The following is a 26,506-nucleotide window of genomic DNA, read 5'->3' on the forward strand; positions in this document are numbered from 1 at the left end:
TATATTGTGATATATTTGAAATCTTCTTCTTACTACTCATGTTAAAATGAAAGCGTTTTATAGTAAACGGACAAAATGGACAATCTGTCTAAAGACACCGCTCTCAATTATGGGTAGGATTTTCATATTACTAACATTCTAGGGATGATTAAGATGACCTCTTCTATAATTTCTAAAAAGATAATCGCGAATTCATTGAAGTATTTAATGGAAACAGAATCGTTTCATAAAATATCAGTGAGCGATATTATGTTACACTGTCAAATGCGTAGGCAAACTTTTTATTATCATTTTAAAGATAAATTCGAACTATTAAGCTGGATTTATAGAGAAGAAACGAAGGAAAACATTATCGACTTTCTCGACTATGAAACGTGGGAAAACATTTTCGATTTATTATTTGATTACTTTTATGAAAATCAAAAATTTTACCGAAATGCATTTAAAGTCATTGAGCAAAACTCGTTTAATCACTATTTATTTGAGCATACGAAAAACTTATATATGAAGATTATTGATGAACTATCTGTGAGCTATGGATTCAGCCTTTCTGATGAGACAAAAAATACGATTGCCTCCTTTTATAGTCACGGCTTCGTTGGAACGATAAAAGATTGGATTGAAAGTAAATGTGAAGTAGATCCGTCCATTATGTCTTCTCTCATGAAAAATATGATAAACAATCAATTACTACTTTTACTCGAGCAATCAGCAAAGTAATTAAAGGGTGGCAAAAGCAATGAAAAAGATTATGAATGATGTAGAAAATATCGTTCAAGATATGCTGCATGGCTTTTATTTTGAACATAACGACAAAGTGAATTACGATGAAACAAATAACATCATTTATGTAAAAGATATCGAAAAACTGAAGCAAAACGTTGTCATTATAAGCGGCGGTGGTAGCGGACATGAACCAGCTGATATTGGTTATGTAGGAAAAGGCATGCTTACGGCGGCCGTAAACGGCAGTATCTTCACTCCGCCTACAGTCGAACAAATTGTGACTGCAACTCGCTTAATGCCAAAAGATAAAAGTATTTTATTCATCATAAAAAACTTTAAAGATGACGTAGAAAACTTTTTAGCGGCAGAACAAACCGCAAAAGAAGAAGGAAGACAAATTGACCACATCATCGTAAATGACGACGTTTCAATTGAAGATGATGCTTCGTTTAATAAAAGAAGACGCGGCGTCGCTGGTACTGTTTTCGTTCAAAAAATACTTGGTGCGGCCGCTTTTGAAGGTCATCCTTTAGAAGAACTAACAACGCTTGGGCAGGCTGTCATCCAAAACTTACACACATTAGGAGTCGCCCTTTCACCTGCGAATGACCCAGTACAAGGAAAAGCTTCCTTCACATTAAACGACGATGAAGTCTTTTATGGCGTCGGCATTCACGGCGAAAAAGGCTACCGTAAAGAAGCACTATCCTCTTCTGAAATATTAGCAATCGAACTAATAAACAAACTAAAAAGCATTTATCGCTGGAGAAAAGGAGACAACTTCGCCATCCTCATTAACGGACTAGGCGCTACTCCACTAATGGAACAATACATTTTCGCAAATGACATTCGCCGTTTATGTGAGCTGGAAGGATTACAGATTACATTCGTAAAAGTTGGTACCCTTCTCACTTCTTTAGATATGAAAGGTGTTTCGCTTAGTTTGCTTAAGGTGGAGGATTCTGATTGGGTGAAGTGGTTGAAAGAAAGTACGGAAACTGCTAGTTGGTAATACAAATAGGATGGCTTCAATTGGCCATCCTATTTTGTACGTATATTTATTGAAAGGCAACTTCTCTTACTTTCCATATGCCATCACGTTTAAACATTAAAAACTCTTTAACATTCCTCACCTTGAAATATCCGCTGTGCTTACCCCATTACTATTAAGCTAAACTCGTACAACGTCTATTAAAGTATAGGTTGTTTCTTGAAATAAATTTTTAGATAACTCAAAATAACAAGCAAAAAGTCCCTTCAAAGTTAAAGGGACTTTTTAGTATGTAGAAATTAGCCTAAACCTAAGATTACATCTCTTGAAAGGGGGCATTTTTATGTTATTCAGGTTTATTGAGGAGCTTTTGTTTGAAGCAACTTTAACCCCATACCAATAAAAATCAGTCCTGTTATCTTATTTAGAATCATTCCTACCTTTTGGTTTCCTCTTAATTTTTTTGTAACATATGAAGAGAAATAAGCAACAAATAAACACCATAATAGTCCAGTTACTGTAAAAGTAAGTCCTAAAATGATAAAAGGCATAGGACCTGAAGCCTTTGTATCTATAAATTGCGGAAGAAACGCAATAAAGAATAAAGAGACTTTTGGATTCGTCAGACTTGTTAAAAGTCCTTGTACATATATCTTTCTAATGTTCAATTTATTGGATGTGGCCTGGAAAGCTACATTTGTCTTATCAAGTATCATTTTAATCCCTAAATATACAAGATAGATAACACCTATAACCTTAATAGTGTTAAATAGCACAATGGATTTTGTAAGTATAATAGATAAACCAAAAGCAACCAACAACGTATGAACTAAAGAACCAGTAATAATACCAAAAACAGAATACACACCTGCTTTTCTACCTTGTGAAATACTTCTCCCCACAATGTACATGGTGTCTGCACCAGGAATTAAATTCAATAAAATTCCTGTTAGTAAAAACACTTCATAATTAATAATACCGTACATTTTAGCACCTCTATCTATTTTTTTGGTGCCCTTATTGATATTAAATTAAACAGACGAAAAAAGAAAGTATTTTCTATTTATTCAATAAAATTAGTGGATTTTTGAATCTACAAACGAAATCCAGCTATTAAAAAATTCAATTACTGAAGAATTCTGCCCTCAATATTACAGCAAATTTACATTAAAAATGTAAATCCTCATTTCCCTGGTATTTTCCTTTATTAAGTCTTTTTCTTATGAATAATTCTGCAACAATTAAATTAGGTACCCACGCTAACCAAGCAATAATAGCGTAACTAAGTTCAAACCGCTCTATTCCAAATAGAACTATAAACAGCGGTAGCCAAATTCTTAATGTAACTGCTCCAAAGGTTAAAGAATAATTTCTAATCATCCAATTCCGATGCTCTTTAATTTTTTTATTCTTAACTCTATGTAACGCTTGATATGCTGATGTTAGCCAAAATACAGATAACAAACCGAAACCTAGCTTCGCTACCAATCCTCCCGTAGCATAAAAGGATAGATATAATCCAGAAATGCCTCCTAATAATATACCAACCAGATAGATTCTCCCAACTATTCGATGACGGTTGATATTCCTTTCTCTAAATTTAGTGGATAATGTAAACGGGCCAATTACTAATGCTACTATACTAGTTGTAATATGTATAAATAGCATCATATACCAGAACGCACTTAATTTAGATCCAAACATAAGCTTCACTTTTACAAGCCCTGTTTGAAAACCATCCATAATAAAATATTGGACAAAAATATAACTAGCTACTAAAAAAGCAAAACAAGTAACTACAACCCAAATTTTCCTGTTCAAATTTTACTGCCTCCTTATTACATTAAGGAATTAGATTATTCATTACTGTTCATTCTAGGGAAAATTTGAAAAGCCTTCTTTAATGATCTATTCAGCACATTGTTTTTATAATCGAGATCGTAGCTTACAGATCTCCAGGATAATAAATGAACATCGCACCTACAAATGAACACACTAAACAAAAAACAGCTTCGTATTTTATGACGAAAGAAGAGTTCGTATCAAGCTTTTTCCCCTCTCTTTTCAATATCATTTTAAATAATGCTGTATATAATACTTTATATAATACATACCCAACAATCGCCCCGAGGGTATTCGTAAATAAATCATCAATATCTGTAATTCTATTATTTAGTAATTGATTTAACTCAATTGCCAATGAAAAAAAGAATCCCGCACATACGGTGTTTTTCATTTTTCTAAACTGCGGCCAAATAGTAGGTAATAAAAAACCGAACGGCATAAACAGTACAATATTCAAAAGATACGTCGTACTACCTGCCGTATCAAATAGAGTCAAATTAATTTGATTTACACGAATCCACGTTTCATATCGACTTATATCCCATACAGTCGCGATCTGAGTCACCTTATACACTAGCGAAAGATAGAACAGAAAAATATATACCCATAGAAAATGCCGAATAGATACATTTCCTTTCGCTTTAGAATACAATCCAATTTGAAACACTACACAAAAAATAATAGTAAAAAAATAAGTATACAAATAACTCATCAAAACTCCTGTATGCATGTAGAATCCCCTAACTTTACATTTTCATCTATGACTTTGTCGTTTTTAGTATCCTTCTTGATGTAACTCATTTATAGGATAGGAAAAACTTTTAAAATAAAAAGTGGGGTAAACATAAAATTTTTCTTAAATCTTCAGTTAGGTTTTATTATTAATCTTCTTAGGAATCCGCCATTGATAGCTAGGCAACAACATGCTTAAACCTAACAATATTATCATTTTTGCACGTAATCCTCGTAGTACTTTAACCGATGAAGCATATATAAAATCATGTGAATCGTTTGTTCAGTTAAAACATGAAATTAAGAAATATATGACGTACTATAATCACTCTTGCTATCAATAGAATTTAAAGAAGATGACTCCTGTTGGCATACAGAAATCATCTTCTTGAGGTTGCCTAACTTTTTTTAGAATGTCCTTTACAAAGGGTACAGATTAAGAGCACCTCATTCCTATTTAAGGGGATCACATATACCTTCTCCCCTTAAAATCACCAAAACCCATTTACAAATCTATAAAAGTAGATATAATATCCTTATGGAACCTTTATTAATTTATAAAGCATTGTCAAATGAAACAAGATGTCAAATTTTATCATGGTTGAAAAATCCAGAAAACCATTTCGATGAAAAACCTTATCTAGAGCAAGGCCTTAGCTTTCAAGTTGGAGTGTGCGTAGGAGATATCCAGCTTAAAACTGGCTTAGCCCAATCGGTTATTTCTAGTTATTTATTAACTATGAAAAAAGCAGGCTTACTAGAATCTGACCGAATTAGAAAATGGACATACTATCGCCGAAATGAAAAAACAATACGAGAGTTTTCTGAATACGTTCAAAACGAATTATAAAATGAAAGCTACTAATCAATCTACATATCAATTGATTATTAGCTTTCACACATTCTGCTTTTTACGGGTATCCAATTACTTTTTATAAGATTCCACTACCTATAAAAGCAAGAAACATAGAAAGGAGAAAATTTTTTAATATATCATATCTAGTTATTTAGATATCTGTTATTGTATTTTAAATTACATAGTCCTGATAAAATTGGCATCCAATCATACTTGTAATAATGCTTCTTTGTTAATGAATTTACTTTCAAAATACTGATACGAATGGAGAGTTTTATAAATGAAAAAAGTAAATCCTTTACTTATTCTGACACTCGCAATAGGTGTGTTCGGAATTATTACTACCGAGATGGGGATTGTCGGCGTATTACCACAAATCACTCAAAAATTCGGAATTTCGACTACACAAGCTGGATTTTTAGTAAGTATATTTGCACTAGTTGTTGCTATTTCTGGTCCGTTTTTAATTCTGCTCGTCTCTAGTATTAATCGCAAAATAATTTTATTAACAGCAATTTTTGCATTTGTTGTTTCAAATATAATCTACGCTTATACAACACAATTTGAAATCATGCTTATTTTTCGTATTTTACCGGCAGCGCTTCATCCACTCTTCTTTTCAATCGCTCTTGTAACAGCTGCTAAACTTGTCCCTCCAGAAAAGAGCGGTCAAGCGGTTACAAAAGTTTTCATGGGAATTACTGTTGGCTTTGCTTTAGGTGTACCACTAACCTCTTACCTTGCAGACCAATTTTCACTCGAAATTGCTTTCTTATTCGGAGCGCTTGTTAACACTCTTGCATTCATTGGAATACTAATCCTACTTCCTTCTATGCCTGTTAAAGAAAAAATGTCTTTCGGTAAACAAATTCGTATACTCGGCAAACCAGGATTATGGTTAAATATTTTAACCGTCACATTCCTTTTTGCAGCGATGTTTTCCGTATACAGCTACTTCGCTGAGTACCTTGCAAAAGTAACTTCCATGAATGGATCTCTCATCAGTATCATGCTATTCATATTTGGTATAGTTATGATTTTAGGTAATCATTTATTTGGTAGTCTCCTGCAAAAAAGTATAGTAAATACAGTAATATTATTCCCTATCCTATACTCTATTGTTTACATATTGGTTTATTATTTAGGTTCCTACCTTGTTCCAATGATTTTTATCGTATTCATTTGGGGAATCGTACATGCTGGTGGATTAATTGTTGGTCAAACATGGTTAATAAGCGAAGCAAAAGAAGCACCTGAATTCGGTAATAGCCTATTCGTTTCATTCTCAAATCTCGGAATTACTTTAGGAACAACTATTGGAGGCTGGTTCATTTCAAACTTAGGTATTCACCAGCTTATTTGGAGCGGATTTATATTCACACTACTCTCATTTCTATTAATTATAATAAAACTAAAATTTTTCAATTCTAATAGCCAAGCTTCATTATCAAGCTAGTACATTTTCAGTTTCAAATTTGATAAAAAAACATTATAAATTCTTCTCATAAGATTTTATAATGTGAAAAGTATAATGATCAAAGCCTTTAGCCATAATTACGACTAAAGGCTTTTTTGTATGAAAGAATAAACAACTATAAATCTAAAAGGAGCTAGTTTTATGGAACATAATCAAAATGGAGTACTTGCTTTAATTGTTTTGTTTTTAGGATTAGTGTTTTTCGTTAGTGGAATGGTTTATCATTTATGGGGTTCTTATTAATTTCAACTTTTAAACAAATAAATAATTCGAAAACTAAAACGTGTATTGTAATTATCGATATGGAATATTTCCAAAAACAAATTAACATGGTAAAATAATATTTGGACGGGAGTCCAATATTATTAAAATTAAGATGGTTCAAGTCGGAGAAAGGCACCTTAGGGTGTCTTTTCTTTATTTTCAAAAGGACCTGCTCAATTATTGCGTAAAAAACATAAAGTAAATTGAATCCGTTAAAATACATGAGTGACCCCTTGTTTCCCCTCTTATTAAAGGAGGAACTATTATGGGATTTGGTGGCAGTTGTAGTAGTTGTGGCGGCGGCTTTGCTTTATTAGTTGTATTGTTTATTTTATTAATCATTGTTGGAGCTTCTTGCTTCTGCTAAAAAACTATCGGAAAAGACACTCTTATATGGGTGTCTTTTCTTTGTAAGAAAAAGCTCTCTATAAAGGAAGGTTTTTAGGTTTTTAGGTTTTTAGGTTTTTAGGTTTTTAGGTTTTTAGGCTTTTAGGTTTTTACATTCAAATCATTCAAATTAGTTATTTACACAGCTCTTTATTCCTCCACATCTCTCATACTGTAATACCCTAAATTAATAATAATTAAGAAATACCCATCCATAATTCCAGCAGCAAATGTCCACATGAAATCATGGTGTTCAATTTCATACATAATAATCGCACCGAGTATCGCGGCTGCAAACCGATTCATCATTCCAAGCATCGGTGCTTTTTCTTTTTTTACAATGCTATCTCCGAACTTTTCAAAACGCCTCCCTAAAATCCATACGCAGTACATACTAACTAAAAGGCCGATGCTTATCCCTACAAACTGGGCTCGAAAAGGTGTCATCAACCATCCCAGTAACATCACGCCTAGCAAACAATATATTTGTATGTTAAATGATCTTAGTGCCATACGAATCATGTTATGCTCCTTATCTTTCTCATTAATCCCATCTTTCGGACTTCAAGCTTTCCGATATATCTTTTTTAAAATGAGGGAATTTTATTTTACTCACCATTAAATAAGCGAGTATGCATGTGCCAAACGCCACGGAAACTGGATTATTCAAAAAGCATAAAATGAGAAGACACATTGCCGCAAATGGAATGGGCATTCCGATAAATGTCGGAAGTTTGCTTTGTTGCGTGTTAAATCTCGCAAGTCGAAGCATGCCACAAACACTGTAAGCAAGCGCACATAACATCCCGATGGACTGCAAATCTTTTAAAGCGACACTATATGCAAGAATAGACGGTGCTACACCAAAAGTAACTAAATCCGCAAATGAGTCTAACTCTCCACCTATTTCCGAAACAGCATCAAGTTTCCGAGCGACCATGCCATCAAAAAAATCAAATAACATTCCTGTAATAATAAAAACTGCTCCCAAATACATATCGTGAACGAAAACAGCATAAATAGCCAAAAGCCCACATACAAAATTTGCTATCGTGATCATATTTGGTATGTAACTCATAACAGGATTTTCCTCCTTTCTAATAATCCCTTCATGTAGACTTTCTTACTCATTAGAATCAATAGCCTTCTGTTTTTCTTCCAATATAACTTTATTTATTTTCGTTAACGTATCAGTCATTTGCTCTAAAGCATTTATATCGATTTTAGAAAAGTATTTCTCAATTAATACGTCATCTAACTCAGACAACCGCTCTATATACTTACTACCGTTTGGACCAAGTGTAAGGAAGTACTCCCGTTTATTATTAGGGTTTACTTGTTTCGAAATCATCTTCTGTTTTTCCAATTTCGATAAAACTTGGCTCACAGCACTTTTCGATATATTAAAAGTACTCGCAATATTATTTGCTGTCGTGTTTTCATTTAAATTGATATAAAATAGCATGCTCTCTTGCTGCCCTGTAAGACCGAACTCATCCTTTAACTCCTGAAATAGTAAAATGTAGAAGTCATTGTAGGCTCGATTCATTTCATTAATTACTTCTTTATACGATCTAGTCATAGCATTCTTCCTCCAGTCATGCTGTTATTTTATTTCGTTTCGTTATATAGTTTAGTTAACTTAACTAAACTATATTATACCTTTATGTTCGTGTAAAGGGAAATATAGCTCCATACTTTTCTACACAATTTGTGTAAATTATGAAATATGGTATGATCCTTTACCTTGTCTACTGCTTTTAATAGATCAAATCCCAACATAATATACTACATCTGTCATTCCAAATAATAAAACGTACCCATTATACAAATTCCATATAGACCCATTACTGGTTAAAATGTTATAATTAAAACACCCTACATAGTTACTCATGTTCAGGATGAGAAACTAGCGTCTTATTAAGTAATGCGCATAACTTAAATAAACAAGACACTGCAAAGTGTCTTGTTTATTTGCATCAAGTTTCCCCTTCATCCCAAAACCAATATAATAAAATGTAACATTTAATACATATAAAGAAAAATATAGATTTATTAAATCATTATGGCACCCATGAAAGTACTTTTATTTTGGAGGAAGAAACTATGAACAAAAAGTTAGTAACATCATTATTATGTAGCACATTCTTATTTGGATTATCAGCTTGCAGTTCACATGATACATCTAGCAGTAACACGAAAAACGAACAGGAGACTTCTAAAGAAACAAAAAATGATGAACTTAGCAACAAGGATCCTCAAAAAGAACTTCCCACCCAGGGAGATTCTTCTGATGTATACATATCAATACACTCTGCCGATTCATTAGATGTTATAGGTAATGGAGAAGTTAAAGCACAAGGTGTATTTAAAGTATTAGACGTCGCAGTTTATAATCGTCAAGAGGAACCCATTACACTAAATAGCAATAACTTTAAATTAATTGACGGAACCGGAAGAGAATATCACATTTCTAATGAATCTCAATTAGTACTTAAAGCTGCAAATACTGCTACATTTAAATTTGGTGTTCTTAATCCTAATGAAAATTCGGAAGGGAACATTGTATTCGATGTACCGAAAAATACGCAGGGATTAACTTTGAAAATTAATGGAGATATGCTGGATAAAGGGATCGAGTTAAAGGCGGAATAGTCAAAGAAAATACAAACCACCTATCACAACTTATACTAACATAACAAAAAGTACAGCCTCTGTATTAACTACAGTAGACTGTACTTTTTCATTTGTGATTTTGTATAACTCACTATAACAGGCTTCCTTATTTCTTTTGAGAAGATGCTCTCCAATCACGAAAAGATGTTGGAAACCCAGAATGTCCACGTTGCTTTGTAACAACTGGTTTCTCTTGAAGAGTAGTTGATTTCTCTTCAAGAATAGTTGGTTTTTCTTCAAGAATACTCAAAGCTGTTTGCATTTTCTCCAGCTGTTCTTTTAAAGCTTGCTGCTCAATCTTTAAATCCGTAAGTAAACGTAATATCATCTCAGAATTAGCCATAACGATCTCCTTTCCCCCAATGCACAGAATAAAATACCATATGTAATAAGCGGAATACTCGTGACAAAAATACGCTCGTCAACTCTTTTAAAATACCGAGTACTTTTATTTTTCAAAGGGACCTGCTCAAGTTTATCCGTAAAAACATAAAGTGATATAAATCCATTAATATATGGACTTTATGGAAGGAGGAGTTAATATGGGCTATGGTGGTAGTTGTGGAGGCTATGGTGGTAGTTGTGGTGGAGGCTGTGGTTTTGGCGGTGGATTCGCCTTACTTGTTGTGCTCTTTATCTTATTAATCATCGTTGGAGCTAGCTGTTGGGGCGGCGGATTCGGCTGCTAATAAGAGGCACTCTTGAGAGTGTCTTTTTTTTATTTCTCAATATAGGGCTAACATATATGTGTTACTATCAAAGTGCGAGATTCCCTAAGCGTAATATAGTAGTTTACCAACTATGAAAGCCACTGTCACAAGAAAACAGTAGGCTTTTATTTTGTTATTTAACAAGATTAAAACAGGAATTGCCATTTCCCCTCAGTACCATTTTAAAATTGACATAGCACTTCATGCACCATATACTGTTAACAACAGTATACTGTCATTAACAGTATATATTTTAGGAGGTATATTCATGAAACATACAGGAAGACATACAGGTGCATTTCTTTTGTTATTTTTAGCAGAAGGTGATAACTATGGCGGACAGCTACTTCAGAAATGCGTGGAAGAACTTCCGGTCAATCCAATCGATAGTGCCATCCTTTACCGCACGCTGAAGAAATTAGAAAACGAAGGCGCTATTGAATCTTATGTAAGTACATCCGTTCCAGATAAGCCGAGAAAGATGTACAAAATTACTATAGCCGGAAAAGAACAATTAGCGGATTTTCAAATGGATATTGAGGAAAAAATGAAAAACTTATCATTTTTCTTAGACAAATATAAAGACTTAAAAGAATCTAATCATGATTAATGGCGCTATCCTTTACACTTTGGCCATTATTCTTACAGGGATTTCTTTTATGAAGGATCGGAATAAAACGAAAGCTGCCCTATTAAAATCATGGAAAATATTTCGAAACCTCCTCCCTGCCATGCTCTCCATTATGCTTTTCGTTGGACTATCACTTTCTATCTTAACGCCGTCCTTCATCTCTTCCATCATTGGAGAACAGTCTGGATTTTTAGGTATTATTTATTCAGCACTACTCGGATCTGTGGCACTTATCCCAAGCTTTGTCGTGTTCCCACTTGGTAATACGTTAGTACAGCACGGCGCAGGTCTTCCTCAAGTTGCGGCACTCATGTCTACACTAATGTCAGTAGGAATTACAACCTTGCCTATGGAACAAAAGATATTCGGACGAAGCTTTGCTTACGCTCGTAATGCATCTGCATTACTCATGTCACTCCTATTCTCCTATATCATTTGGGTGGTGGTGGTATGAATGAACTAAAAAGATATCGCTTCTTTTTCATTTTGCTGATTGGACTTATCATTCTAACCTTTATAAACCAATCTTTAGGATGGAGCGCATTACAATTAACGGGGAATAGCATTTTAGATATGCTGTTTCTACTCCCCCCTGTCCTAATATTTGTAGGGTTACTCGATCAGTGGGTGAAGAAAGAAACGCTAATGAAATATATGGGAGAAAAGTCCGGCATATATGGAATATTATTCTCTCTATTATTAGGCGGAATTGCAGCTGGTCCCCTCTATGTTGCCTTTCCGATTGCAGCACTACTATTAAAAAAAGGCGCCAGCATTAGGTACATCGTATTTTTCTTAGGCGTTTGGACAACTGCGAAATTACCAATTATCGTGTATGAATTTTCTTCATTTGGAGCTACCTTTACGCTCATTCATATTGGTTTCGGGCTAGTATTCTTTTATGTAATGGGGCTTATTTTTGAGAGGTTTTATGATCAACGGCAGTTGTTGCAGTATGATATTACGAAAGAAATGTAAAAAGACATCTTTATCTTGTAAAGATGTCTTTTTAATATGAACCTTAATTTTCGTTCTGTAAAACCCTCGCTGCCTTTACTTCCTTTTTCTCTTCTTTTAAGAACAACGATACGATAAAAGCAATAACGATAAAGATTAACCCTAGTGTAAATGCACCTTGGAATCCAGAGGTTAAACCGTTTAACTTCTCTACTGGGTCCATTGGATTCGCTGAGCTTTCCATATACTTAGTTGTTCCTGAAGACATTTTCGAAATAAAGATAGCTGTACCAATTGCGCCAGCTACTTGCTGTAACGTATTAAACAGTGCTGTTCCGTGCGGATATAAATCTGGTGTTAATTGATTTAATCCATATGTTTGTGCTGTCATTACAAACATGAGCCCGACCATTAATACGCTATGCATGACAATAATTTGTACCATTGATGTATCAGGAGTAATGCCTTTAAATAAGAACATTGCAATCCCTACTAACACAATGCCGGGAACGATAACAACTTTCGGACTAAATTTATCAAATAGTTTACCTGCGATTGGTCCCATTATGGCGCTAATAATACTTCCCGGAAGCATTATTAGTCCTGATTTAAAGGCTGTAACGAGTAAAACTGTTTGCAGGAACATCGGTAATAAAGTCATTGTTGAAAATAACGACATCATCACAATGACGATTAATCCAACTGATATTGTAAACATCGGCACTTTAAATGCACGTAATTCTAAAATTGGATTCTCGATTTTTAATTGTCGAATGACAAAAATACATAGTGATATAAGCCCAACAATTAAGGCACCATACACTTTCGGATCGGACCACCCTAAATCACCGGATGCACTAAAGCTATACACAAGCCCGCCAAATCCTAATGTCGATAAAAGGATAGATGGATAATCTACTTTTGGCCTTGTTAACTCTGTAACATTTTGAATGTACTTCATCCCAATCATAATTGAAATGATCACGATAGGAATAACAATGTAGAATAACCAGCGCCAATTTAATGAATCAACAATTACTCCTGATAATGTAGGACCAATTGCTGGAGCTGACATCATCACAAGTGCGATTAATCCCATCGTGGCACCGCGCTTTTCAGGTGGACAAATAATTAAAATCGTATTCATTAATAACGGTGAAATTAACCCCGTCGCTACAGCTTGGACGATACGGCCGACTAATAAAACGGAAAATGTCGGTGCAAATCCCGCAATTAATGTACCGACTAAAAACGTTACCATAGCGATCAAAAACATTTGTCTCGTTGTGAGCCATTGCTGAAGTAACGCTGTAATCGGGACTAAAACCCCAACCACCAACATGTAAGCTGTAGAAAGCCATTGAATAGTTGAAGCTGTTACGTCAAATTCTTTCATTAATACAGTTAACGCATTACCAAGTAATGTTTCGTTTAATAATGCAACCATTGCCCCTAAAAGTAATGCAATTAAAATCGGGGTATGTTTCATATTAGAAGTATCAACTTTGCCACTTGCGGGGCTCTTAGTTGTTATATTCATGTATTGATTCTCCTCCTATTTTTTACTTAAAAAGCTTTAAATACACCGGAACACATGTAATATAATATACATATGTAGATTAAAAAGGGAGAATCAATTTAAAGCCATTGTATATTTAATCTACACAAAAGGAGAATTGTAGATGAACGATAGTGAAAAACAACTTGATTTACGTATTAGACGTACACATAAATTACTTTGGGATTCCTTATTTGAATTAATGACACAATCAAAACAAAAATATAGTTCCATCACGATTAACCAAATTTGTGACCTTGCGATGGTACACCGAACAACCTTTTATAAACATTTTGAAGATAAAGATGCTTTATTAGCATTTGGATTTAAGCGCTATGGGGAGATGATTGCTGAAATACCGCTTTTAGATCGATTAAGTAAACCATTTCAAGTGATGGAACAATTCCTGCACCATGAAGAAATCGGTAAAATATTAGAGGCGCAAATGTCTGATGAACAATTTATTAGCCGTATACATTATTTAAGTCATGAAACGAGAAAACAAGAAACGGAAGCGTTAAATCAGCTATGCAAAAATCATACGATGCCAAATGATTTAATCATTGAATTTTATTCAGGGGTAATCACATCATTAAGTGCGTGGTGGTTTCAAAATGAAAGAAAAGTTTCTGCGGCAGAAATGGATAGGCACTTCCATCAACTCATTAACCGAGATATTTTTCAGTTTGAAAAGGAATAGTGTTACAAATTTCCGCTCATGTAATCAAATTGACCACAAAATAGGAATATGATATATTTTCCGTAGAATACTATATAAGTGTGACATCGAATAAAATGGCATATAATAAAAAGAAGAGATGCGCTAACATCTCTTCCTTAACTGCTACCGTATAGGGTGGTAGTTATTATAAGTTATTTCTTTTTACGAAACCCACCCTTTTGCTTGCTACGGCGCGGAGTGGGTTTTTTGTTGTCCTTATCCAGAAGTTGCTTCCGCAAAAAACACGCTGAAACTTCGCGTACAGTCGCTTTCACAAACTCTTTTACAAGATCAAACAAAAACTCCATATTATCACCTCCTTTCCTTCCAAATAGAAAGAAGGGATAACCATCCACCCTCTCAATATGCAGTTAAATATATTTTACCAAACGATTGTAAAGATATTATGTAAACAAAACAAATGAAATTTTACATAGAAAAAAGCCCATATGAAAATGGGCTTTTTGCATACTATTTATTCTCTTTTAACTTCTCTAACTCCCGCTGTACTTCTTCTTGCAAATTTTGATCTAACACTTCTTGTTGATTCGGAGACTTTAAATTATAAAAATAGTTACTAGCAGCTGTTTCGGCTTCTAGCTTTTGCACATACGATTCAATGCGTGCAAAGCCTTTCGCTGTACTTTCTGTATGGAACGAGTCAATTGCTCTGTTGCTTTCTTTGATTGCTTGCGCCGCATTTAACCGTGAAACAAGAACTAGCTCTTTATATTGCAACTCTCCATATTTCCTTTGCAATTTGTCAATTTGTTCATAAATCGTTGCTGTTTGCTCTTTTGTTATTTCGTACTGCTTACGATATAGTTCCGCTTTTTTCTCATTCACAATTTTTTCTTGCAGGGCTAACTGCGCCATCTGATCTTCTTCGCGTGATACGGCAAGCTCAGCTTGGCGAGTTCTCTTCGCAATAAGAGCATCCGTTTCTGAAATTAATGTTTCATATTTCTTTTCTAAATAATATTGATGAGAAAGTGCTTTTTCAGCCTTCGTAATTTGCTGTTCTGTTTCGCGAAGATATTGCTTCAACATGCTAACAGGTTTTTCTATCTTATCTAACGTTTGATGCACATCCGCCACTACAATATTTTTAATACGTTTTAAAATACCCATTATTACTTCTCCTCCTTACGAATGTTGCGTTCCCATTGATCTAAAATATCTACTTGTTTTTGTACTTGAAAGTCGCTGTATACATCTATATCAGTTGCCATTCTTTTCTCTTTTAATTTTTTATATGCCCAAACAATCGCTGCAACAAATGCAAGCATCGGAAGGACCGGTAATAAGCCAATAACTAGGAGCAATATGCCTGTCCATTTTTTAATCGCATTCCCTTCAGACTTACGAATCATAAACCAGCCGAAAAGAACAAATCCAAACGCTAACAGGAATGGTATAAAGAATAAACCTTCAAACTCTTTTTCATGGTGTTTTTCATGATGCTGATTTCGCTCAAAGTTATTAAACTTTTCTTTTTGTGTAACGAAAGCTTCTCTTTCTTTATCGTGAGAAACAGTATATGCCGCTTGCTTATGCTTCTCATGGTCCCACCTTTCAAACTTCATACTATGTAATCCAAACAATAGTAATGCCAGAAGTAATGGAAGGATCAAAACCCATTTTAACCAACGCCATTTTTTACGTTTATTCTTTTTCATCTGTTCACCACCATCTATCATTCGTTTTGAGATAAGTAAAAAATGTATTACCTCCCTTTACCTTTGATACATATGAGTGTAAAACTTAGACGTGAGAAGAGGATGAAAGAAACATGATGAATATATGAGAAATATCTAAAAATTTTCTCATAATTATTCCAAAACGAAAGAACCCAACTTCTCCATATCAAATAGAGAAATTGGGCTCTTTTTCATTATTTCTATTCACTTTAGAAACTCACATACTAATCTTCTTCAGATTTGAACTTTCAATAATTGAATGGGTATACCCATCTTTCCCAACTCGCACCATAGCTCTTCCCAATTGCTCAGAAGTTATAACACTGCCGAGTCTCTTCAAAAGAGGATTAAAAGGCTTCATAATATCATACATCAATTGATATGATTTCGTTTTTGATTTCACACCATTTGTCGGGATAATTAATCCTGGTCTAAACATATACGCAGATTTGAAAGGTAAACGTAATAACTCATTTTCCGTTCTTCCCTTCACTCTCGCCCACATCGTACGTCCTGATTCTGTACTATCTGTGCCGCTGCCGGATACGTAAATGAACGTCATGTTCGGATTTAATTTTGCCAATGTTTTCGCGGCAGATAACGTTAAATCATACGTAACTTTCGTATACTCATCTTCTTTCATGCCTTGAGAAGAAACACCTAGGCAAAAGAAGCATGCATCAAATCCGGTTATTTTCTCTTCAATGGACGATAAGTCAGCCACATTTGTAAGCTCAATTTCGGTTAATTTTTCATGCATCGCATTCGTACGTTTTCTACCGATCGTTACGACTTCCTTTACTTCATCATTTAATAAACTTTCTCGTAATGCGCTCTGACCAACCATACCTGTCGCTCCAAAGATTATAACTTTCATTTATTTGCATCCTCCTTTATATGTTAGAGAAAGGCTGGTTTATCACCATCTGTATTCGGTTTGTTTACACCTAAGTTTCCGCCAACATGTAAATCTGGTGACTCTGCTAATGTAACGACGAAAGCTGCAACACTTTTACGTGATACTTCCGTTCCTTTATACGGATCACCTTTTTCCGTAATTTCATATTCCACTTCATCATAATCAGTTAACCATGCTGGTCGTAATACGGTGTAATGAAGATTTGAAGCTTCGATCACATCAACAGATTTTCGGTACGGTCCTAAATATTGACCAATCGTACGATTATTCCATTTACCAAACTCTCCTGGTACTTCATCATAAATGCCGAGGGAGCTAATGAAAATAAGACGTTTCACTTCAGTCTCTTCCATCGCACTCACTACCGTTTCCGCCTGCTCTTCTAAATCATCACCAGCTAAATTTGCATACACTACATCTTGATTTACCATTGCTTCTTTTAACGTTTCACGATTTAAAACGTCACCTTCAATAATGCGAACACGATCAGACGCATATTGCTGTACTCTATCTGCATTTCGTAAATATAACGTTAACTTTGCATCCGTTTCATTTAAAAATAAATCAATCGCATAACGCGCAATTTGTCCGTTCGCTCCAAGAATTAATACGTTAGTCACACTCAAAACTCCTTTTCTCATTTTTTATGAGGCAGTAGAAAGTATTTCTACTGCCTCGCAAGAATCAAATTACAAATGCTTACCAAGGAATTCCGTTGCCTTCACTACAGCTTGATCCACATACTCTGGAATATCATACAGATCAAAGTGAGATCCACCTTCCAAAACGACTAATTCTTTCGGTTCATTTGCTAATTGATAAGCTTCTTTACTTTGCCAAAGTGTCCCTGCTTTACTTCCTGCAACTAATAGAAGTGGCTGCGTTAATAAAGTGCTAATTTTTTCATCAATTGCCGTAAACGCTAAAATTTTATCAAAACTTGAAAACAGCAATTTATTTACTGAATTCGGATGCTCTGCTCTAGCTGTTCTGTAATATTCATATCCTTCAGCTGTTTCTGAATCTGTATTTTCATCGATTTCATGCGGTACGTAGGAAAGATACATCGGTTCCGCACCATTTGCTTCAGCAGTACGTTGTTTTGCGACTGCATCAAGCGTCTGAATTGCACTAGATATCGGAGCTTCACCAGTCCAGCCCTCGCGGAATGTTCTTCCCATATCTGCTGCGCTAATTCCTACAACAGCTTTAATACGACGTTCAGTTTGTGCTGCACGTATCGCATAACCACCACCAGCGCAAATACCAACTACACCAATTCGCTCTGAATCAACGAAAGAAAGTGTCGTTACATAATCTACCGCCGCTCGCACATCTTCTACTCTAGATGTTGGATCATCAAGATAGCGAGGCAGCCCTTCACTTTCGCCTTGATAAGCCGCATCGAAAGCTAACGCAACATATCCTTCATCGGCTAACTTCTGAGCATAAAGACCAGCTGTTTGTTCTTTCACTCCACCACCCGGATGTAAAACGATAAGAGCCGGGTATTTCTTGTTATGATCCATTTCGTTTGGTAAATGAAGATTACCAGCCATATTCAAATTATATTTTTTAAACGTTACTTGTTTTTTCATATTAACCTCTCCATTTCATACTCGTTTTTATTTTTTATAAAAGCATCTTCACAATTAATCTTCGATAGTAAACCACGGACCTGAAGCTTGAATGACATTCCACAGCTTTTCTGGAAGCTCAAGTTCGCTTACTGTTGATTTCTTAATAGCAGTTTTTATTTCATCTTCTTTTCCGTCTTGCACTTTCTCTACCCAATCTGGATTCATAATTAACCCGTGACCAATCGCCGCAAGTGTGATTCCTTTTTCTAGCGCTAACGAAGCATCATCTGGTGTTACCATAGAACCAGCTGCCATTAACGGAATTCTACCGTTTACATGCTCGGCGATCAATTCAAGGTACGTTTTCTCGTCTACACTATCAACTGGTTTTGCAGTAAGAGCACTCGCTAATGAAGCGTGAACATAGTCAACATCTGCTCGGGTAAGATGATTGATTAACTCATACGTATCTTTCATTCTTAAAGCACCTTCTTGCGGTTCGTCAGGTGAGAATCTGTAACCTAATGCGAACGGCTTCTTAGCATGCTTTTTAATAACGGCTTGAATTTCACGAACGACTGCTAGCGGGAAGCGTAAGCGATTTTCTAAAGAACCGCCCCACTCATCTTCACGTCTATTAAAGAATGGTGAGAAAAAGTTTTGTAATAAAAATCCGTGTGCGCCGTGAATTTCAACGCCGTCAAAGCCAGCTTCGATTGCTCTTCGCGTCGTTTCTCCAAAATCACGAATCACTTCTAAAATTTCATCGTGCGAAAGTTCTCTTGGTAATACAGATGGTGCAAACGGAGAAGCTTCTGTTTCTAAAGCACTTGAACTTACTACATCCCCGCCCGGCGTGAAATCAGGTAATGCTTTGTTCCCTGCATGGAAAATTTGAAGTATAGCTGGAGCTCCGCCGCTCTTAGCCGCATCCGCTAACTTACGTAAACTTGGGATGAACTTATCGTCATAACCTGCGAACTCATTTGTAAAACCGATGCCGTTCGCCTGTACGTGTGTACATCCCGTAATCACAAGCCCTACTCCGTTCACTCTCTTTTTGTAATACGTTACTTCTTCATCTGAAATCGTGTAATCATCATCACCAGCCCAAGTTGTCATCGGGGCCATCACGACTTTATTTTTCAGAGTAACGCCAGATTTAAATGTAAATGCTTCAAATAAGTTGTTATATTTCGGATTCATAATTGACCTCTTTCTAGTTGTTTTTTATATATAAAATTGTCATTATTTTGTTATTTGTTCTTTTGAAGAAAGTTATTTAGAGCACGAAATGTGACTTCTATCCCCCACTTTCATTAAGAAATGACACTCGGAAGAATTAATGCACGTTGATGTATTATCTCTCCCGTGTGTATAATATAAAATGAAAAAGAGATGTTTTCAAACGTCAATTTTAGTGAATTCACGCATTAATACACACATCCATAAAAATTGTGTATTAACTATGAGGAAAGTTTGGTGACGACAATGGAAAAAGTCGATAGAAGGATCATTAAATCAAAAGAAGCAATAAAAAACGCTTTTATTGAACTAATGGCCGAAAAAGGATTTGATAAAATTACAGTAAAGGACATTTGCAGCGGAGCAGACGTTGGAAATAGAACGTTCTATCTTCATTACCTCGATAAATTTGATTTACTTGATAAACTCGTTATAGAACGTATAGAAGCACTAAAAACACTGTGTGCTCCCCTCCATGATCTAAGCTTTAGAGAAGCTTGCATCGCTTGGTTCGAAAACATGGAACAGCACTACTTCTTCTTCTCAACGATGCTAGCTGGAAAAGGAGCTTCCGCTTTCCGCAAACACTTCTTCGATTACATCATCGAACAAATAAAAGATGACGTAGATATTAAAGAAGGAATAAACAAAGGATTTAGTGAAGACATGATCATTACATTCTTCGGCTACGCTATCGTAGGAGTCGTAGAGACATACTTTATGAAAGGACTTCCTGATCCGCCGGAGGTTGTTGCGGAGCAACTGGGAATGTTGCTAGATAGGAACTTTTAAGTAAAAAAGGCTATTGTATAAACCGATTGAACCGGATTATACAACAGCCTTTTTCTTATGGAATAAAACGTCGATAAATTTTCATTCCAAATATTCAGAATTAATATTAAAATAAACGATAGGGATAGGGGTATGGAATCATAAATTATACATAACGAGGGAATAGAAATGAAAATTCAATTAAAAGCTGATTTAATGCTACTACTAGTTACATTTTTTTGGGGTGCATCCATCCTACTTACAAAGCTTGGACTTGATGGCATAGAAGAATATAATTTAATCGCATTACGATTTATTATTGCCTTTCTTTTATCAGGTTTAATATTTTACAAACACTTATTCAAAGTCGATTTTAAAACTGTAAAATATGCTTTTATACTAGCTTCCGTTTTATTTATCGTTTACATTTTCGCGACATTCGGTACAAAGTATACAAGTGTGTCTAATGCTGGTTTCTTACTATGTCTCACAGTCATTTTCATTCCGATATTATCAGCTATATTTTTAAAACACATTCCTGAAAAGAAAGTTATATTAGGAATTGTGTTAACGATAATAGGAATCGGATTACTAACATTAACTAGTGAATTCAAGATCGGTAACGGCGATATATTTTGCATATTGTCTGCTTTATTTTATGCCATTCATGTCATCATTACTGGAAACGTAACAAAACATGTGAACTCGATTGCGCTCGGGGTCATACAACTCGGTTTCGTCGGCCTATTTAGTCTTATTTTTTCATTAGTGATGGAAACCGCAAAACTTCCTAGCACGATCAACTCATGGCTAATCATATTAGCCTTAAGCATATTTTGCACCGCAGTCGCATTCATCGTGCAAGTTATCGCCCAGCAATACACGACGCCCACACATACAGGACTTATCTTTTCACTAGAACCTGTCTTTTCGGCAGGGTTTGCTTTCGTTTTCACAGGCGAAACGCTCACAGGAAAAGGATATTTAGGGGCAACGCTTATATTGTTGAGTGTGTTGATTGCTGAGGTGGATTTTAAGAGTTTGTTGAGGCCTAATTATAAGAAGAATATAGAGTAAACATTTCACTATGATCAATAAACATACCCCAGAAAAAATATGAGTTTATATTATTTTCATTCTCTTCACTTAGATTTTCTTTTAAATGAGACTTTTTTAGATGCTATCTTCGAATAAGGTAGCATCTAAAAAATGTTAAAATAAATTTGCCCCTAGTATCTTCTTATATTTTATGTAGCCTTCATATTTGACCTTTTCTACGTTCTTTGAAGTAAAGATGTTCAAAATTACTTACTGAATATAGTCATACAGATTTTTCGCTAACAATAAACAAGTTACTGTAATGAAAAGAGCACGAACATACCCGCTTCCTTTTTTTATAGCAAATTTGGAGCCAACAATCCCTCCAGCAATTTGAGCAATCCCCATTATAAAACCATACACATAGTTTACTTGCCCTACATACATAAACATCAACAATGCACCAACATTACTTCCTAAATTAAGAAGCTTCGCATTACCTGCTGCTTTTAAAAAATCATACCCAATAAATAAAAGAGAAAACATTAAAAACGAACCTGTGCCAGGACCTAAAAATCCATCATAAAAACCAATAGTAAAAACAAAAAAAGTAAAAATAATGACGTGTCGACCAGACAATTTCTTATGAGTAGAAATACTACCCCAATCCTTTTTGAATATCGTATAAATAGCAACCGCACCAAGCATAATCAGCATCAATGGCTTCAGTACTTCTGGGTTCATTAAATGAATGGTCCATGCCCCTATTATGGAACCTATGAAAGTGAGTGGAAATAATTTAAACGCCGATTTCAAATCAAGATTACCAGAACGATAAAACACAATATTACTAGTTGCACACCCCATTGTCGACGCTAGTTTATTCGTAGCTACTGCACTTGCTGGATTCAGTCCTGTAAATAATAAAGCGGGTAAGGCAATCAGTCCTCCACCACCTACAACTGAATCAATAAATGCAGCTAAAAATCCAAAAGCAATCAAAATAATTAATACTGATGGGTCTAAATAAAAATCCATACTATTAACCTCCCCTTTAGTCACTATCCGAATAGTAACTAATAATTTGCTAAATGTAAACAGTTATTGTAACGTTGAAATATAAAAGCAAACATCGGAGGACGAAAAAAGTGGACTACATAGTGCAACAGCTTAAAAAAATTGGTTTTAATGAATATGAAGCTAAATCTTATGTATCTCTTGTTAAACAGGGGCCTGTCACAGCCTACCAAGTGAGTAAGGATTCGGGCATCCCAAGAGCGCGAATTTATGAGATTTTGGGTAACCTTGTAGAAAAAGGAATTGTCATGAAGGAAGAAATAAATGACACCACTCGCTATTCACCTCTACCTGTTGAAATCTTTTTACAAAAGGCGCAATCAGAATGGCAGTCTACTTATGAAGTAATCAGTGATTCATTAAAAAAATTAGAAACTTTCGAGGAAAAAACGGATAATCGAGTGATTACTTTAAAAGACAATAAAACAATAATTAGCTACTGCCAGGCATTAATAAAAAAAGCCCAAAAACGTATTGTCATTTCAATGTGGGATGAGATGTATGAAGCGTTAAAAGAGGAACTATCTGAGGTAGCTGATAAAGTTACAGTACAAGGTATTACCCTGCATGTTGAAAATCCCATTAAAAATCTAGAAGCCCATCGTATAACACCTTATACAGAAACCCTGTCTACAGAACATTGGTTTATTTTATCGATAGATTCTAAAGAGATGATTTATGGACCATCACTTGAGGAGCGTAATATTGCTTTTTATACAGATGATCCCGTTCATATATACCTATTAGAGGATTATGTATGGCATGATGTTTTAGTGAATCGACTTGTACAACGTAGCCAAGATGATTTGGAGCAATGGATTACTACAGAGAGAAAATCCTTCTTTATGGGGAAATAAGAAACATATTCAAAAAATAAAGCATAAGTGAATACAATGGAAAACTTATGCTTTATTTTATATGCAAAGTAATACCCAAGTCTTTTCACTATTTCCCCTCCACAAACCGACCAAACTCCTTCAAAAATCGCAGCTTAAAACTACCCACAGGCCCATTCCGATGCTTCGCCACATGAATCTCCGTCATCTCTTTCTGCATCGTTTCTTTATCGTAATAATCCTCTCGATACATAAGCATAATGACATCCGCATCTTGCTCAATTTGCCCTGTCTCTCTTAAATCTGATAAAAGCGGACGCTTATCTTGACGTGACTCTACGGAACGAGACAATTGCGACAATGCTACTATACAAACATTTAAATCACGCGCTAACAACTTAAGCTTACGTGAAATTTCACTAATCTCTTGAAATCGATTGCCCTTATGCTTTGGATCGCCCGTAATAAGCTGCAAATAATCCACAATGACTAAAAGCTTTTTATCCCCATGCTTCCTCTTTAACTTACGAGTCTGCATCCAAATATCCTGCATTGTAACACCGGCCTTATCATAAATCTCAAGTGGCAACTCACCAATCTCCGCAAACGCCTTACTCACCTTTTCCCAGTCCTCTATCGTAAAACGATGCTTCGGATTTTTCAGCCTACCTCCTGACACTTCGCCCGCGCAAGACGCCATCCTTTTTAACAGTTGCTTACTACTCATCTCTAATGAAAACAACCCAACTGCTGATCCAGACTTCGCCGCATGCAGTGCGATATTTAGCGCAAACGCAGTCTTCCCCATAGAAGGACGCGCTCCAAGGACGACAAAATCCCCTTCCTGCAATCCGCACGTCATCTTATTTAGCGATGTATAACCAGTCTCAATACCAGTATTCTCTTTCGTATCTTGATGAAGCTCCTCATACAAACCAACTAACGCATCCTTCAAATCAAACTCACATACACAGTCCTTTTCCTCTAACTCACAAAGCGCCGTAATCGTCTCACCAATAATTTTCTCATTCTTCTCCGCAATAAGACGCTCTCCCATCTTGTTCCCGAGAACGCCAGCCTGATACATTTTCCATGCACCTCGAACAAGCCCCTCATAATAAGAAAAGTTGCTAGTCGTAGGCACACCCTCTATTAATGCTATAAAATACTCCATCCCCCCGATATTCTCCAAAAAATTCGGATTCATCCGAGAAACGAGCGTCACAAGATCAATTGGTTGCCCTTCATCTTCAATTTTTCGCATTAACCGAAATATAGACTTATGCACCGGCATAGAAAAATAATGCTCCGTCAAACGGCACTCCTTAATAAGCTCTCCATCAATTAAAAGAGAACCTAACACCGTCTTTTCCGCCTCCACATTTTGAATACTCATGGACGCCACCCACGTTCCGCTAAAAACCGCTGCAACTCTTCCTCTGACAGTGCATTCTTCTCCCACTCCTGGCACCTCGTCAAAAACTCCTCCGTCTCCCCAGTACTAACAGACGACTCCTTCTTCCTAAACTGAGTCGTATCCGCCTCAACCTCACACACTTTCGTAAACCCTTTCCCGTGCCAGCCCCTCAAAATCCCCTTCACATAAGCAACCGTCCGCTTATTATTCTCAAATGCAATTTGAAGAGCCTTCAGCACAAGCTCCTCTGACAAATCTTCCATCCACGCACTCAGTTCCTCCACAGTATGAGGAGACAAACTACCGAAATGTTGCTCATAAAAAGAAAACACACGGCTTCCCGTTTCTTCCTCTATAACCTCTTCTTCCGCCTCTTCACAAACCGGATCAACATCATGAACGGCCGAAGCACTAGGCATACCGAAATGTGCTAAAAGCATCGGAACATTCAGCTCCTCCTCTATGCACTTCTGAAGAAACATATGTACAAACTCCTTATTCTTCACACCCTTCAGCTCACGAAGCACACACTTCTCCACATTCGTATTCGTCACAGGATTATAACGAAGCCAATTTAAAATAAATAACTCCCTCGTCTCCGCATCATAAAGAATCTTTCCATAATCAATGAAGCGCTGCACCAACTTATCAATCGTCTCCCGATTATAACCAGTCTCCATCTCAGCTAACCGCTTCGGAAACGGAAAAATCCCGCACTGCGTCGTCTTCGAACAAGTTAACAAATAAACATAAAAATATCGCTCCTCCGGCGTCAAATCCAAAACAAAATCATCCTGCCAAAAATTCACCTGCACATTACGATACACCGCCATCAAAGTTCCTCCCGTCTCCATTCAAAAATGAAAATTCCCTCTATGTACTATATATAGGAAGGAGGGGTGGGTTTTTGGCGTGTTATTTCAAAATTTTTTTTGACTACTACTACGGTGTTTGTTGGTGTTTTTGTTTTGTTTTTTCTTAGTGATTTATTACTTGGTAGGGGCTTGTAAGGGGTATGTAAGGGGCTGGTTATCGGTTACTTTGATTAGGAAGACTCGATTTGAGAAGCCATCTCTTTCTTCTGCTTTCTTTTTACGGATTGCATTGATTTCTTCTAGGGTTGTGCCTTCGTGTTCGGCTAGGGCGTTGATTAGTTCTAGTAGATCGGATAGTTCTTCGAGTTTATCGGGTTTTGTTTTTGCTTCTAGGTATTCGGTTAGTTCTTCTTGTGTTTTCTTGCAGACTTCGTTTATGTATTCGTCTTGAGGTAGAATTCTTGTTGTGGGTGTTTTTCCGTTGTTTTTTATTATTTGTGGGATTTTGTTTCGGATTAGTTTGTTGTGGGTTGGCATGGGATTTTCCTCCGTTTGGTTTTTCTTCTATTATAATGGA

At 35.8% G+C, this 26,506-nt stretch carries 33 protein-coding genes and 1 pseudogene; 15 read left to right on the forward strand and 19 right to left on the reverse strand.

Annotated elements, in window-relative coordinates:
• Positions 1–153: 153 nt before the first annotated feature.
• Together dhaS and dhaQ are read left to right on the forward strand one after the other, a co-directional pair.
• Positions 154–720, forward strand: coding sequence for a dihydroxyacetone kinase transcriptional activator DhaS (gene dhaS, locus MR155_RS23590; RefSeq protein ID WP_242311208.1), 567 nt, complete (start codon positions 154–156; stop codon positions 718–720).
• Between the two features lie 19 nt (positions 721–739).
• Complete coding sequence (dhaQ, locus tag MR155_RS23595; protein ID WP_242311209.1) at positions 740–1,738, forward strand: DhaKLM operon coactivator DhaQ; 999 nt, start codon at positions 740–742, stop codon at positions 1,736–1,738.
• Positions 1,739–2,073: 335 nt separating this feature from the next.
• On the opposite strand, the gene MR155_RS23600 is transcribed toward dhaQ, so the two are convergent.
• The 3 genes from MR155_RS23600 to MR155_RS23610 all read right to left on the reverse strand — a co-directional run bounded on the left by MR155_RS23600 (position 2,074) and on the right by MR155_RS23610 (position 4,292).
• The gene (locus MR155_RS23600; RefSeq protein WP_242311210.1) at positions 2,074–2,703 is read right to left on the reverse strand and encodes a LysE family translocator; all 630 of its coding nucleotides are present in this window, start codon (positions 2,701–2,703) and stop codon (positions 2,074–2,076) included.
• A 181-nt stretch (positions 2,704–2,884) separates the two neighbouring features.
• Complete coding sequence (locus tag MR155_RS23605; protein ID WP_219301446.1) at positions 2,885–3,538, reverse strand: DUF2306 domain-containing protein; 654 nt, start codon at positions 3,536–3,538, stop codon at positions 2,885–2,887.
• A 124-nt stretch (positions 3,539–3,662) separates the two neighbouring features.
• Positions 3,663–4,292, reverse strand: a complete 630-nt coding sequence (locus MR155_RS23610; protein WP_242311211.1) for a VanZ family protein — start codon at positions 4,290–4,292, stop codon at positions 3,663–3,665.
• A gap of 244 nt (positions 4,293–4,536) precedes the next feature.
• Between MR155_RS23610 and MR155_RS23615 the strand changes: the two are divergent.
• From MR155_RS23615 to MR155_RS23630, 4 genes and pseudogenes are all read left to right on the forward strand, one after another.
• Positions 4,537–4,638: pseudogene (locus MR155_RS23615) on the forward strand (TetR family transcriptional regulator); the annotation flags it as partial.
• Positions 4,639–4,832: 194 nt separating this feature from the next.
• On the forward strand, positions 4,833–5,144 hold the full coding sequence (locus tag MR155_RS23620; RefSeq protein ID WP_242311212.1) for an ArsR/SmtB family transcription factor: 312 nt from the start codon (positions 4,833–4,835) through the stop codon (positions 5,142–5,144).
• 286 nt (positions 5,145–5,430) lie between these two features.
• On the forward strand, positions 5,431–6,606 hold the full coding sequence (locus MR155_RS23625; protein WP_242311213.1) for an MFS transporter: 1,176 nt from the start codon (positions 5,431–5,433) through the stop codon (positions 6,604–6,606).
• 550 nt (positions 6,607–7,156) lie between these two features.
• A complete protein-coding gene (locus tag MR155_RS23630) occupies positions 7,157–7,258 on the forward strand; it encodes a YjcZ family sporulation protein (protein ID WP_000505688.1) in 102 nt (33 codons plus the stop codon).
• A gap of 170 nt (positions 7,259–7,428) precedes the next feature.
• Here the strand turns inward: MR155_RS23630 and MR155_RS23635 are convergent, their stop codons facing one another.
• The 3 genes from MR155_RS23635 to MR155_RS23645 are packed head-to-tail and all read right to left on the reverse strand — an operon-like array spanning position 7,429 to position 8,860.
• The gene (locus tag MR155_RS23635; RefSeq protein WP_242311214.1) at positions 7,429–7,800 is read right to left on the reverse strand and encodes an ATP synthase subunit I; all 372 of its coding nucleotides are present in this window, start codon (positions 7,798–7,800) and stop codon (positions 7,429–7,431) included.
• Positions 7,801–7,822: 22 nt separating this feature from the next.
• Positions 7,823–8,356, reverse strand: a complete 534-nt coding sequence (gene pssA, locus MR155_RS23640) for a CDP-diacylglycerol--serine O-phosphatidyltransferase (RefSeq protein ID WP_002125668.1) — start codon at positions 8,354–8,356, stop codon at positions 7,823–7,825.
• 45 nt (positions 8,357–8,401) lie between these two features.
• On the reverse strand, positions 8,402–8,860 hold the full coding sequence (locus MR155_RS23645) for a MarR family winged helix-turn-helix transcriptional regulator (RefSeq protein WP_113936648.1): 459 nt from the start codon (positions 8,858–8,860) through the stop codon (positions 8,402–8,404).
• Positions 8,861–9,384: 524 nt separating this feature from the next.
• On the opposite strand from MR155_RS23645, the gene MR155_RS23650 reads away from it, so the two are divergent.
• A complete protein-coding gene (locus MR155_RS23650; protein ID WP_219301434.1) occupies positions 9,385–9,933 on the forward strand; it encodes a DUF4352 domain-containing protein in 549 nt (182 codons plus the stop codon).
• Positions 9,934–10,060: 127 nt separating this feature from the next.
• Here MR155_RS23650 and MR155_RS23655 read toward each other — a convergent pair whose 3' ends face one another.
• Positions 10,061–10,297 (reverse strand): preprotein translocase, encoded by a 237-nt coding sequence (locus MR155_RS23655; RefSeq protein ID WP_242311215.1) that lies wholly within the window; start codon positions 10,295–10,297, stop codon positions 10,061–10,063.
• A gap of 199 nt (positions 10,298–10,496) precedes the next feature.
• Between MR155_RS23655 and MR155_RS23660 the strand changes: the two genes are divergently transcribed.
• The 4 genes from MR155_RS23660 (at position 10,497) to MR155_RS23675 (ending at position 12,273) form a co-directional block, all read left to right on the forward strand.
• Positions 10,497–10,643 carry a YjcZ family sporulation protein gene (locus MR155_RS23660; protein WP_000540380.1) on the forward strand — a complete coding sequence of 49 codons (147 nt, stop codon included), beginning with the start codon at positions 10,497–10,499 and terminating at the stop codon, positions 10,641–10,643.
• Between the two features lie 289 nt (positions 10,644–10,932).
• Positions 10,933–11,274 (forward strand): PadR family transcriptional regulator, encoded by a 342-nt coding sequence (locus MR155_RS23665; protein ID WP_113936656.1) that lies wholly within the window; start codon positions 10,933–10,935, stop codon positions 11,272–11,274.
• On the forward strand, positions 11,267–11,749 hold the full coding sequence (locus tag MR155_RS23670) for a hypothetical protein (protein ID WP_242311216.1): 483 nt from the start codon (positions 11,267–11,269) through the stop codon (positions 11,747–11,749). Before MR155_RS23665 ends, MR155_RS23670 begins: the two co-directional genes overlap by 8 nt.
• Complete coding sequence (locus MR155_RS23675; protein WP_242311217.1) at positions 11,746–12,273, forward strand: permease; 528 nt, start codon at positions 11,746–11,748, stop codon at positions 12,271–12,273. Before MR155_RS23670 ends, MR155_RS23675 begins: the two co-directional genes overlap by 4 nt.
• A 43-nt stretch (positions 12,274–12,316) precedes the next feature.
• On the opposite strand, the gene MR155_RS23680 is transcribed toward MR155_RS23675, so the two are convergent.
• On the reverse strand, positions 12,317–13,792 hold the full coding sequence (locus MR155_RS23680; protein ID WP_242311218.1) for an MDR family MFS transporter: 1,476 nt from the start codon (positions 13,790–13,792) through the stop codon (positions 12,317–12,319).
• 142 nt (positions 13,793–13,934) lie between these two features.
• Between MR155_RS23680 and MR155_RS23685 the strand changes: the two genes are divergently transcribed.
• Complete coding sequence (locus MR155_RS23685) at positions 13,935–14,510, forward strand: TetR/AcrR family transcriptional regulator (protein WP_242311219.1); 576 nt, start codon at positions 13,935–13,937, stop codon at positions 14,508–14,510.
• A 173-nt stretch (positions 14,511–14,683) separates the two neighbouring features.
• Here MR155_RS23685 and MR155_RS23690 read toward each other — a convergent pair whose 3' ends face one another.
• The 7 genes from MR155_RS23690 to MR155_RS23720 form a co-directional block, all read right to left on the reverse strand.
• The gene (locus MR155_RS23690; RefSeq protein WP_242311220.1) at positions 14,684–14,839 is read right to left on the reverse strand and encodes a hypothetical protein; all 156 of its coding nucleotides are present in this window, start codon (positions 14,837–14,839) and stop codon (positions 14,684–14,686) included.
• A 163-nt stretch (positions 14,840–15,002) separates the two neighbouring features.
• Positions 15,003–15,662 carry a PspA/IM30 family protein gene (locus MR155_RS23695; protein ID WP_242311221.1) on the reverse strand — a complete coding sequence of 220 codons (660 nt, stop codon included), beginning with the start codon at positions 15,660–15,662 and terminating at the stop codon, positions 15,003–15,005.
• 2 nt (positions 15,663–15,664) lie between these two features.
• Positions 15,665–16,210, reverse strand: coding sequence for a hypothetical protein (locus MR155_RS23700; protein WP_242311222.1), 546 nt, complete (start codon positions 16,208–16,210; stop codon positions 15,665–15,667).
• 238 nt (positions 16,211–16,448) lie between these two features.
• Positions 16,449–17,108 (reverse strand): NAD-dependent epimerase/dehydratase family protein, encoded by a 660-nt coding sequence (locus MR155_RS23705; protein WP_242311223.1) that lies wholly within the window; start codon positions 17,106–17,108, stop codon positions 16,449–16,451.
• Between the two features lie 23 nt (positions 17,109–17,131).
• The gene (locus MR155_RS23710) at positions 17,132–17,770 is read right to left on the reverse strand and encodes an SDR family oxidoreductase (protein ID WP_242311224.1); all 639 of its coding nucleotides are present in this window, start codon (positions 17,768–17,770) and stop codon (positions 17,132–17,134) included.
• Positions 17,771–17,839: 69 nt separating this feature from the next.
• On the reverse strand, positions 17,840–18,748 hold the full coding sequence (locus MR155_RS23715; protein ID WP_242311225.1) for an alpha/beta hydrolase: 909 nt from the start codon (positions 18,746–18,748) through the stop codon (positions 17,840–17,842).
• A gap of 54 nt (positions 18,749–18,802) precedes the next feature.
• Positions 18,803–19,936: an NADH-dependent flavin oxidoreductase gene (locus MR155_RS23720; protein ID WP_242311226.1), complete on the reverse strand. Its 1,134-nt coding sequence runs from the start codon at positions 19,934–19,936 to the stop codon at positions 18,803–18,805.
• 285 nt (positions 19,937–20,221) lie between these two features.
• Between MR155_RS23720 and MR155_RS23725 the strand changes: the two genes are divergently transcribed.
• Together MR155_RS23725 and MR155_RS23730 are read left to right on the forward strand one after the other, a co-directional pair.
• Positions 20,222–20,767 (forward strand): TetR/AcrR family transcriptional regulator, encoded by a 546-nt coding sequence (locus MR155_RS23725; protein WP_242311247.1) that lies wholly within the window; start codon positions 20,222–20,224, stop codon positions 20,765–20,767.
• A 168-nt stretch (positions 20,768–20,935) separates the two neighbouring features.
• Positions 20,936–21,823, forward strand: a complete 888-nt coding sequence (locus MR155_RS23730) for a DMT family transporter (protein WP_242311227.1) — start codon at positions 20,936–20,938, stop codon at positions 21,821–21,823.
• 231 nt (positions 21,824–22,054) lie between these two features.
• Here the strand turns inward: MR155_RS23730 and MR155_RS23735 are convergent, their stop codons facing one another.
• Positions 22,055–22,822: a TSUP family transporter gene (locus tag MR155_RS23735; protein ID WP_242311228.1), complete on the reverse strand. Its 768-nt coding sequence runs from the start codon at positions 22,820–22,822 to the stop codon at positions 22,055–22,057.
• Positions 22,823–22,932: 110 nt separating this feature from the next.
• On the opposite strand from MR155_RS23735, the gene MR155_RS23740 reads away from it, so the two are divergent.
• Positions 22,933–23,718: a TrmB family transcriptional regulator gene (locus MR155_RS23740; protein WP_242311229.1), complete on the forward strand. Its 786-nt coding sequence runs from the start codon at positions 22,933–22,935 to the stop codon at positions 23,716–23,718.
• Between the two features lie 88 nt (positions 23,719–23,806).
• Here the strand turns inward: MR155_RS23740 and dnaB are convergent, their stop codons facing one another.
• The 3 genes from dnaB to MR155_RS23755 all read right to left on the reverse strand — a co-directional run bounded on the left by dnaB (position 23,807) and on the right by MR155_RS23755 (position 26,466).
• Positions 23,807–25,093 carry a replicative DNA helicase gene (gene dnaB / locus MR155_RS23745; protein WP_242311248.1) on the reverse strand — a complete coding sequence of 429 codons (1,287 nt, stop codon included), beginning with the start codon at positions 25,091–25,093 and terminating at the stop codon, positions 23,807–23,809.
• On the reverse strand, positions 25,090–25,947 hold the full coding sequence (locus MR155_RS23750) for a DnaD domain-containing protein (RefSeq protein WP_242311230.1): 858 nt from the start codon (positions 25,945–25,947) through the stop codon (positions 25,090–25,092). The genes dnaB and MR155_RS23750 overlap by 4 nt, the downstream gene beginning before the upstream one ends.
• A gap of 156 nt (positions 25,948–26,103) precedes the next feature.
• On the reverse strand, positions 26,104–26,466 hold the full coding sequence (locus MR155_RS23755) for a nucleoside triphosphate pyrophosphohydrolase (RefSeq protein ID WP_242311231.1): 363 nt from the start codon (positions 26,464–26,466) through the stop codon (positions 26,104–26,106).
• Positions 26,467–26,506 lie beyond the last annotated feature (40 nt).

The sequence above is a fragment of the Bacillus cereus group sp. BfR-BA-01331 genome, from assembly GCF_022663915.1.
GTDB lineage: Bacteria > Bacillota > Bacilli > Bacillales > Bacillaceae_G > Bacillus_A > Bacillus_A mycoides.

Bases quoted from the DNA above. Each gene is read 5' to 3' on its own strand.
- MR155_RS23660 (WP_000540380.1), top strand. From the start codon at position 10,497: ATGGGCTATGGTGGTAGTTGTGGAGGCTATGGTGGTAGTTGTGGTGGA.
- MR155_RS23600 (WP_242311210.1), bottom strand. From the start codon at position 2,703: ATGTACGGTATTATTAATTATGAAGTGTTTTTACTAACAGGAATTTTA.
- MR155_RS23715 (WP_242311225.1), bottom strand. From the start codon at position 18,748: ATGAAAAAACAAGTAACGTTTAAAAAATATAATTTGAATATGGCTGGT.
- MR155_RS23705 (WP_242311223.1), bottom strand. From the start codon at position 17,108: ATGAAAGTTATAATCTTTGGAGCGACAGGTATGGTTGGTCAGAGCGCA.
- MR155_RS23645 (WP_113936648.1), bottom strand. From the start codon at position 8,860: ATGACTAGATCGTATAAAGAAGTAATTAATGAAATGAATCGAGCCTAC.
- MR155_RS23720 (WP_242311226.1), bottom strand. From the start codon at position 19,936: ATGAATCCGAAATATAACAACTTATTTGAAGCATTTACATTTAAATCT.
- MR155_RS23730 (WP_242311227.1), top strand. From the start codon at position 20,936: ATGAAAATTCAATTAAAAGCTGATTTAATGCTACTACTAGTTACATTT.
- MR155_RS23655 (WP_242311215.1), bottom strand. From the start codon at position 10,297: ATGGCTAATTCTGAGATGATATTACGTTTACTTACGGATTTAAAGATT.
- MR155_RS23675 (WP_242311217.1), top strand. From the start codon at position 11,746: ATGAATGAACTAAAAAGATATCGCTTCTTTTTCATTTTGCTGATTGGA.
- MR155_RS23665 (WP_113936656.1), top strand. From the start codon at position 10,933: ATGAAACATACAGGAAGACATACAGGTGCATTTCTTTTGTTATTTTTA.
- dhaQ (WP_242311209.1), top strand. From the start codon at position 740: ATGAAAAAGATTATGAATGATGTAGAAAATATCGTTCAAGATATGCTG.
- MR155_RS23620 (WP_242311212.1), top strand. From the start codon at position 4,833: ATGGAACCTTTATTAATTTATAAAGCATTGTCAAATGAAACAAGATGT.
- MR155_RS23725 (WP_242311247.1), top strand. From the start codon at position 20,222: ATGGAAAAAGTCGATAGAAGGATCATTAAATCAAAAGAAGCAATAAAA.
- MR155_RS23610 (WP_242311211.1), bottom strand. From the start codon at position 4,292: ATGCATACAGGAGTTTTGATGAGTTATTTGTATACTTATTTTTTTACT.
- dhaS (WP_242311208.1), top strand. From the start codon at position 154: ATGACCTCTTCTATAATTTCTAAAAAGATAATCGCGAATTCATTGAAG.
- MR155_RS23690 (WP_242311220.1), bottom strand. From the start codon at position 14,839: ATGGAGTTTTTGTTTGATCTTGTAAAAGAGTTTGTGAAAGCGACTGTA.
- MR155_RS23630 (WP_000505688.1), top strand. From the start codon at position 7,157: ATGGGATTTGGTGGCAGTTGTAGTAGTTGTGGCGGCGGCTTTGCTTTA.
- MR155_RS23650 (WP_219301434.1), top strand. From the start codon at position 9,385: ATGAACAAAAAGTTAGTAACATCATTATTATGTAGCACATTCTTATTT.
- MR155_RS23685 (WP_242311219.1), top strand. From the start codon at position 13,935: ATGAACGATAGTGAAAAACAACTTGATTTACGTATTAGACGTACACAT.
- MR155_RS23750 (WP_242311230.1), bottom strand. From the start codon at position 25,947: ATGGCGGTGTATCGTAATGTGCAGGTGAATTTTTGGCAGGATGATTTT.
- MR155_RS23755 (WP_242311231.1), bottom strand. From the start codon at position 26,466: ATGCCAACCCACAACAAACTAATCCGAAACAAAATCCCACAAATAATA.
- MR155_RS23680 (WP_242311218.1), bottom strand. From the start codon at position 13,792: ATGAATATAACAACTAAGAGCCCCGCAAGTGGCAAAGTTGATACTTCT.
- pssA (WP_002125668.1), bottom strand. From the start codon at position 8,356: ATGAGTTACATACCAAATATGATCACGATAGCAAATTTTGTATGTGGG.
- MR155_RS23735 (WP_242311228.1), bottom strand. From the start codon at position 22,822: ATGGATTTTTATTTAGACCCATCAGTATTAATTATTTTGATTGCTTTT.
- MR155_RS23625 (WP_242311213.1), top strand. From the start codon at position 5,431: ATGAAAAAAGTAAATCCTTTACTTATTCTGACACTCGCAATAGGTGTG.
- MR155_RS23695 (WP_242311221.1), bottom strand. From the start codon at position 15,662: ATGGGTATTTTAAAACGTATTAAAAATATTGTAGTGGCGGATGTGCAT.
- MR155_RS23670 (WP_242311216.1), top strand. From the start codon at position 11,267: ATGATTAATGGCGCTATCCTTTACACTTTGGCCATTATTCTTACAGGG.
- MR155_RS23635 (WP_242311214.1), bottom strand. From the start codon at position 7,800: ATGATTCGTATGGCACTAAGATCATTTAACATACAAATATATTGTTTG.
- dnaB (WP_242311248.1), bottom strand. From the start codon at position 25,093: ATGAGTATTCAAAATGTGGAGGCGGAAAAGACGGTGTTAGGTTCTCTT.
- MR155_RS23700 (WP_242311222.1), bottom strand. From the start codon at position 16,210: ATGAAAAAGAATAAACGTAAAAAATGGCGTTGGTTAAAATGGGTTTTG.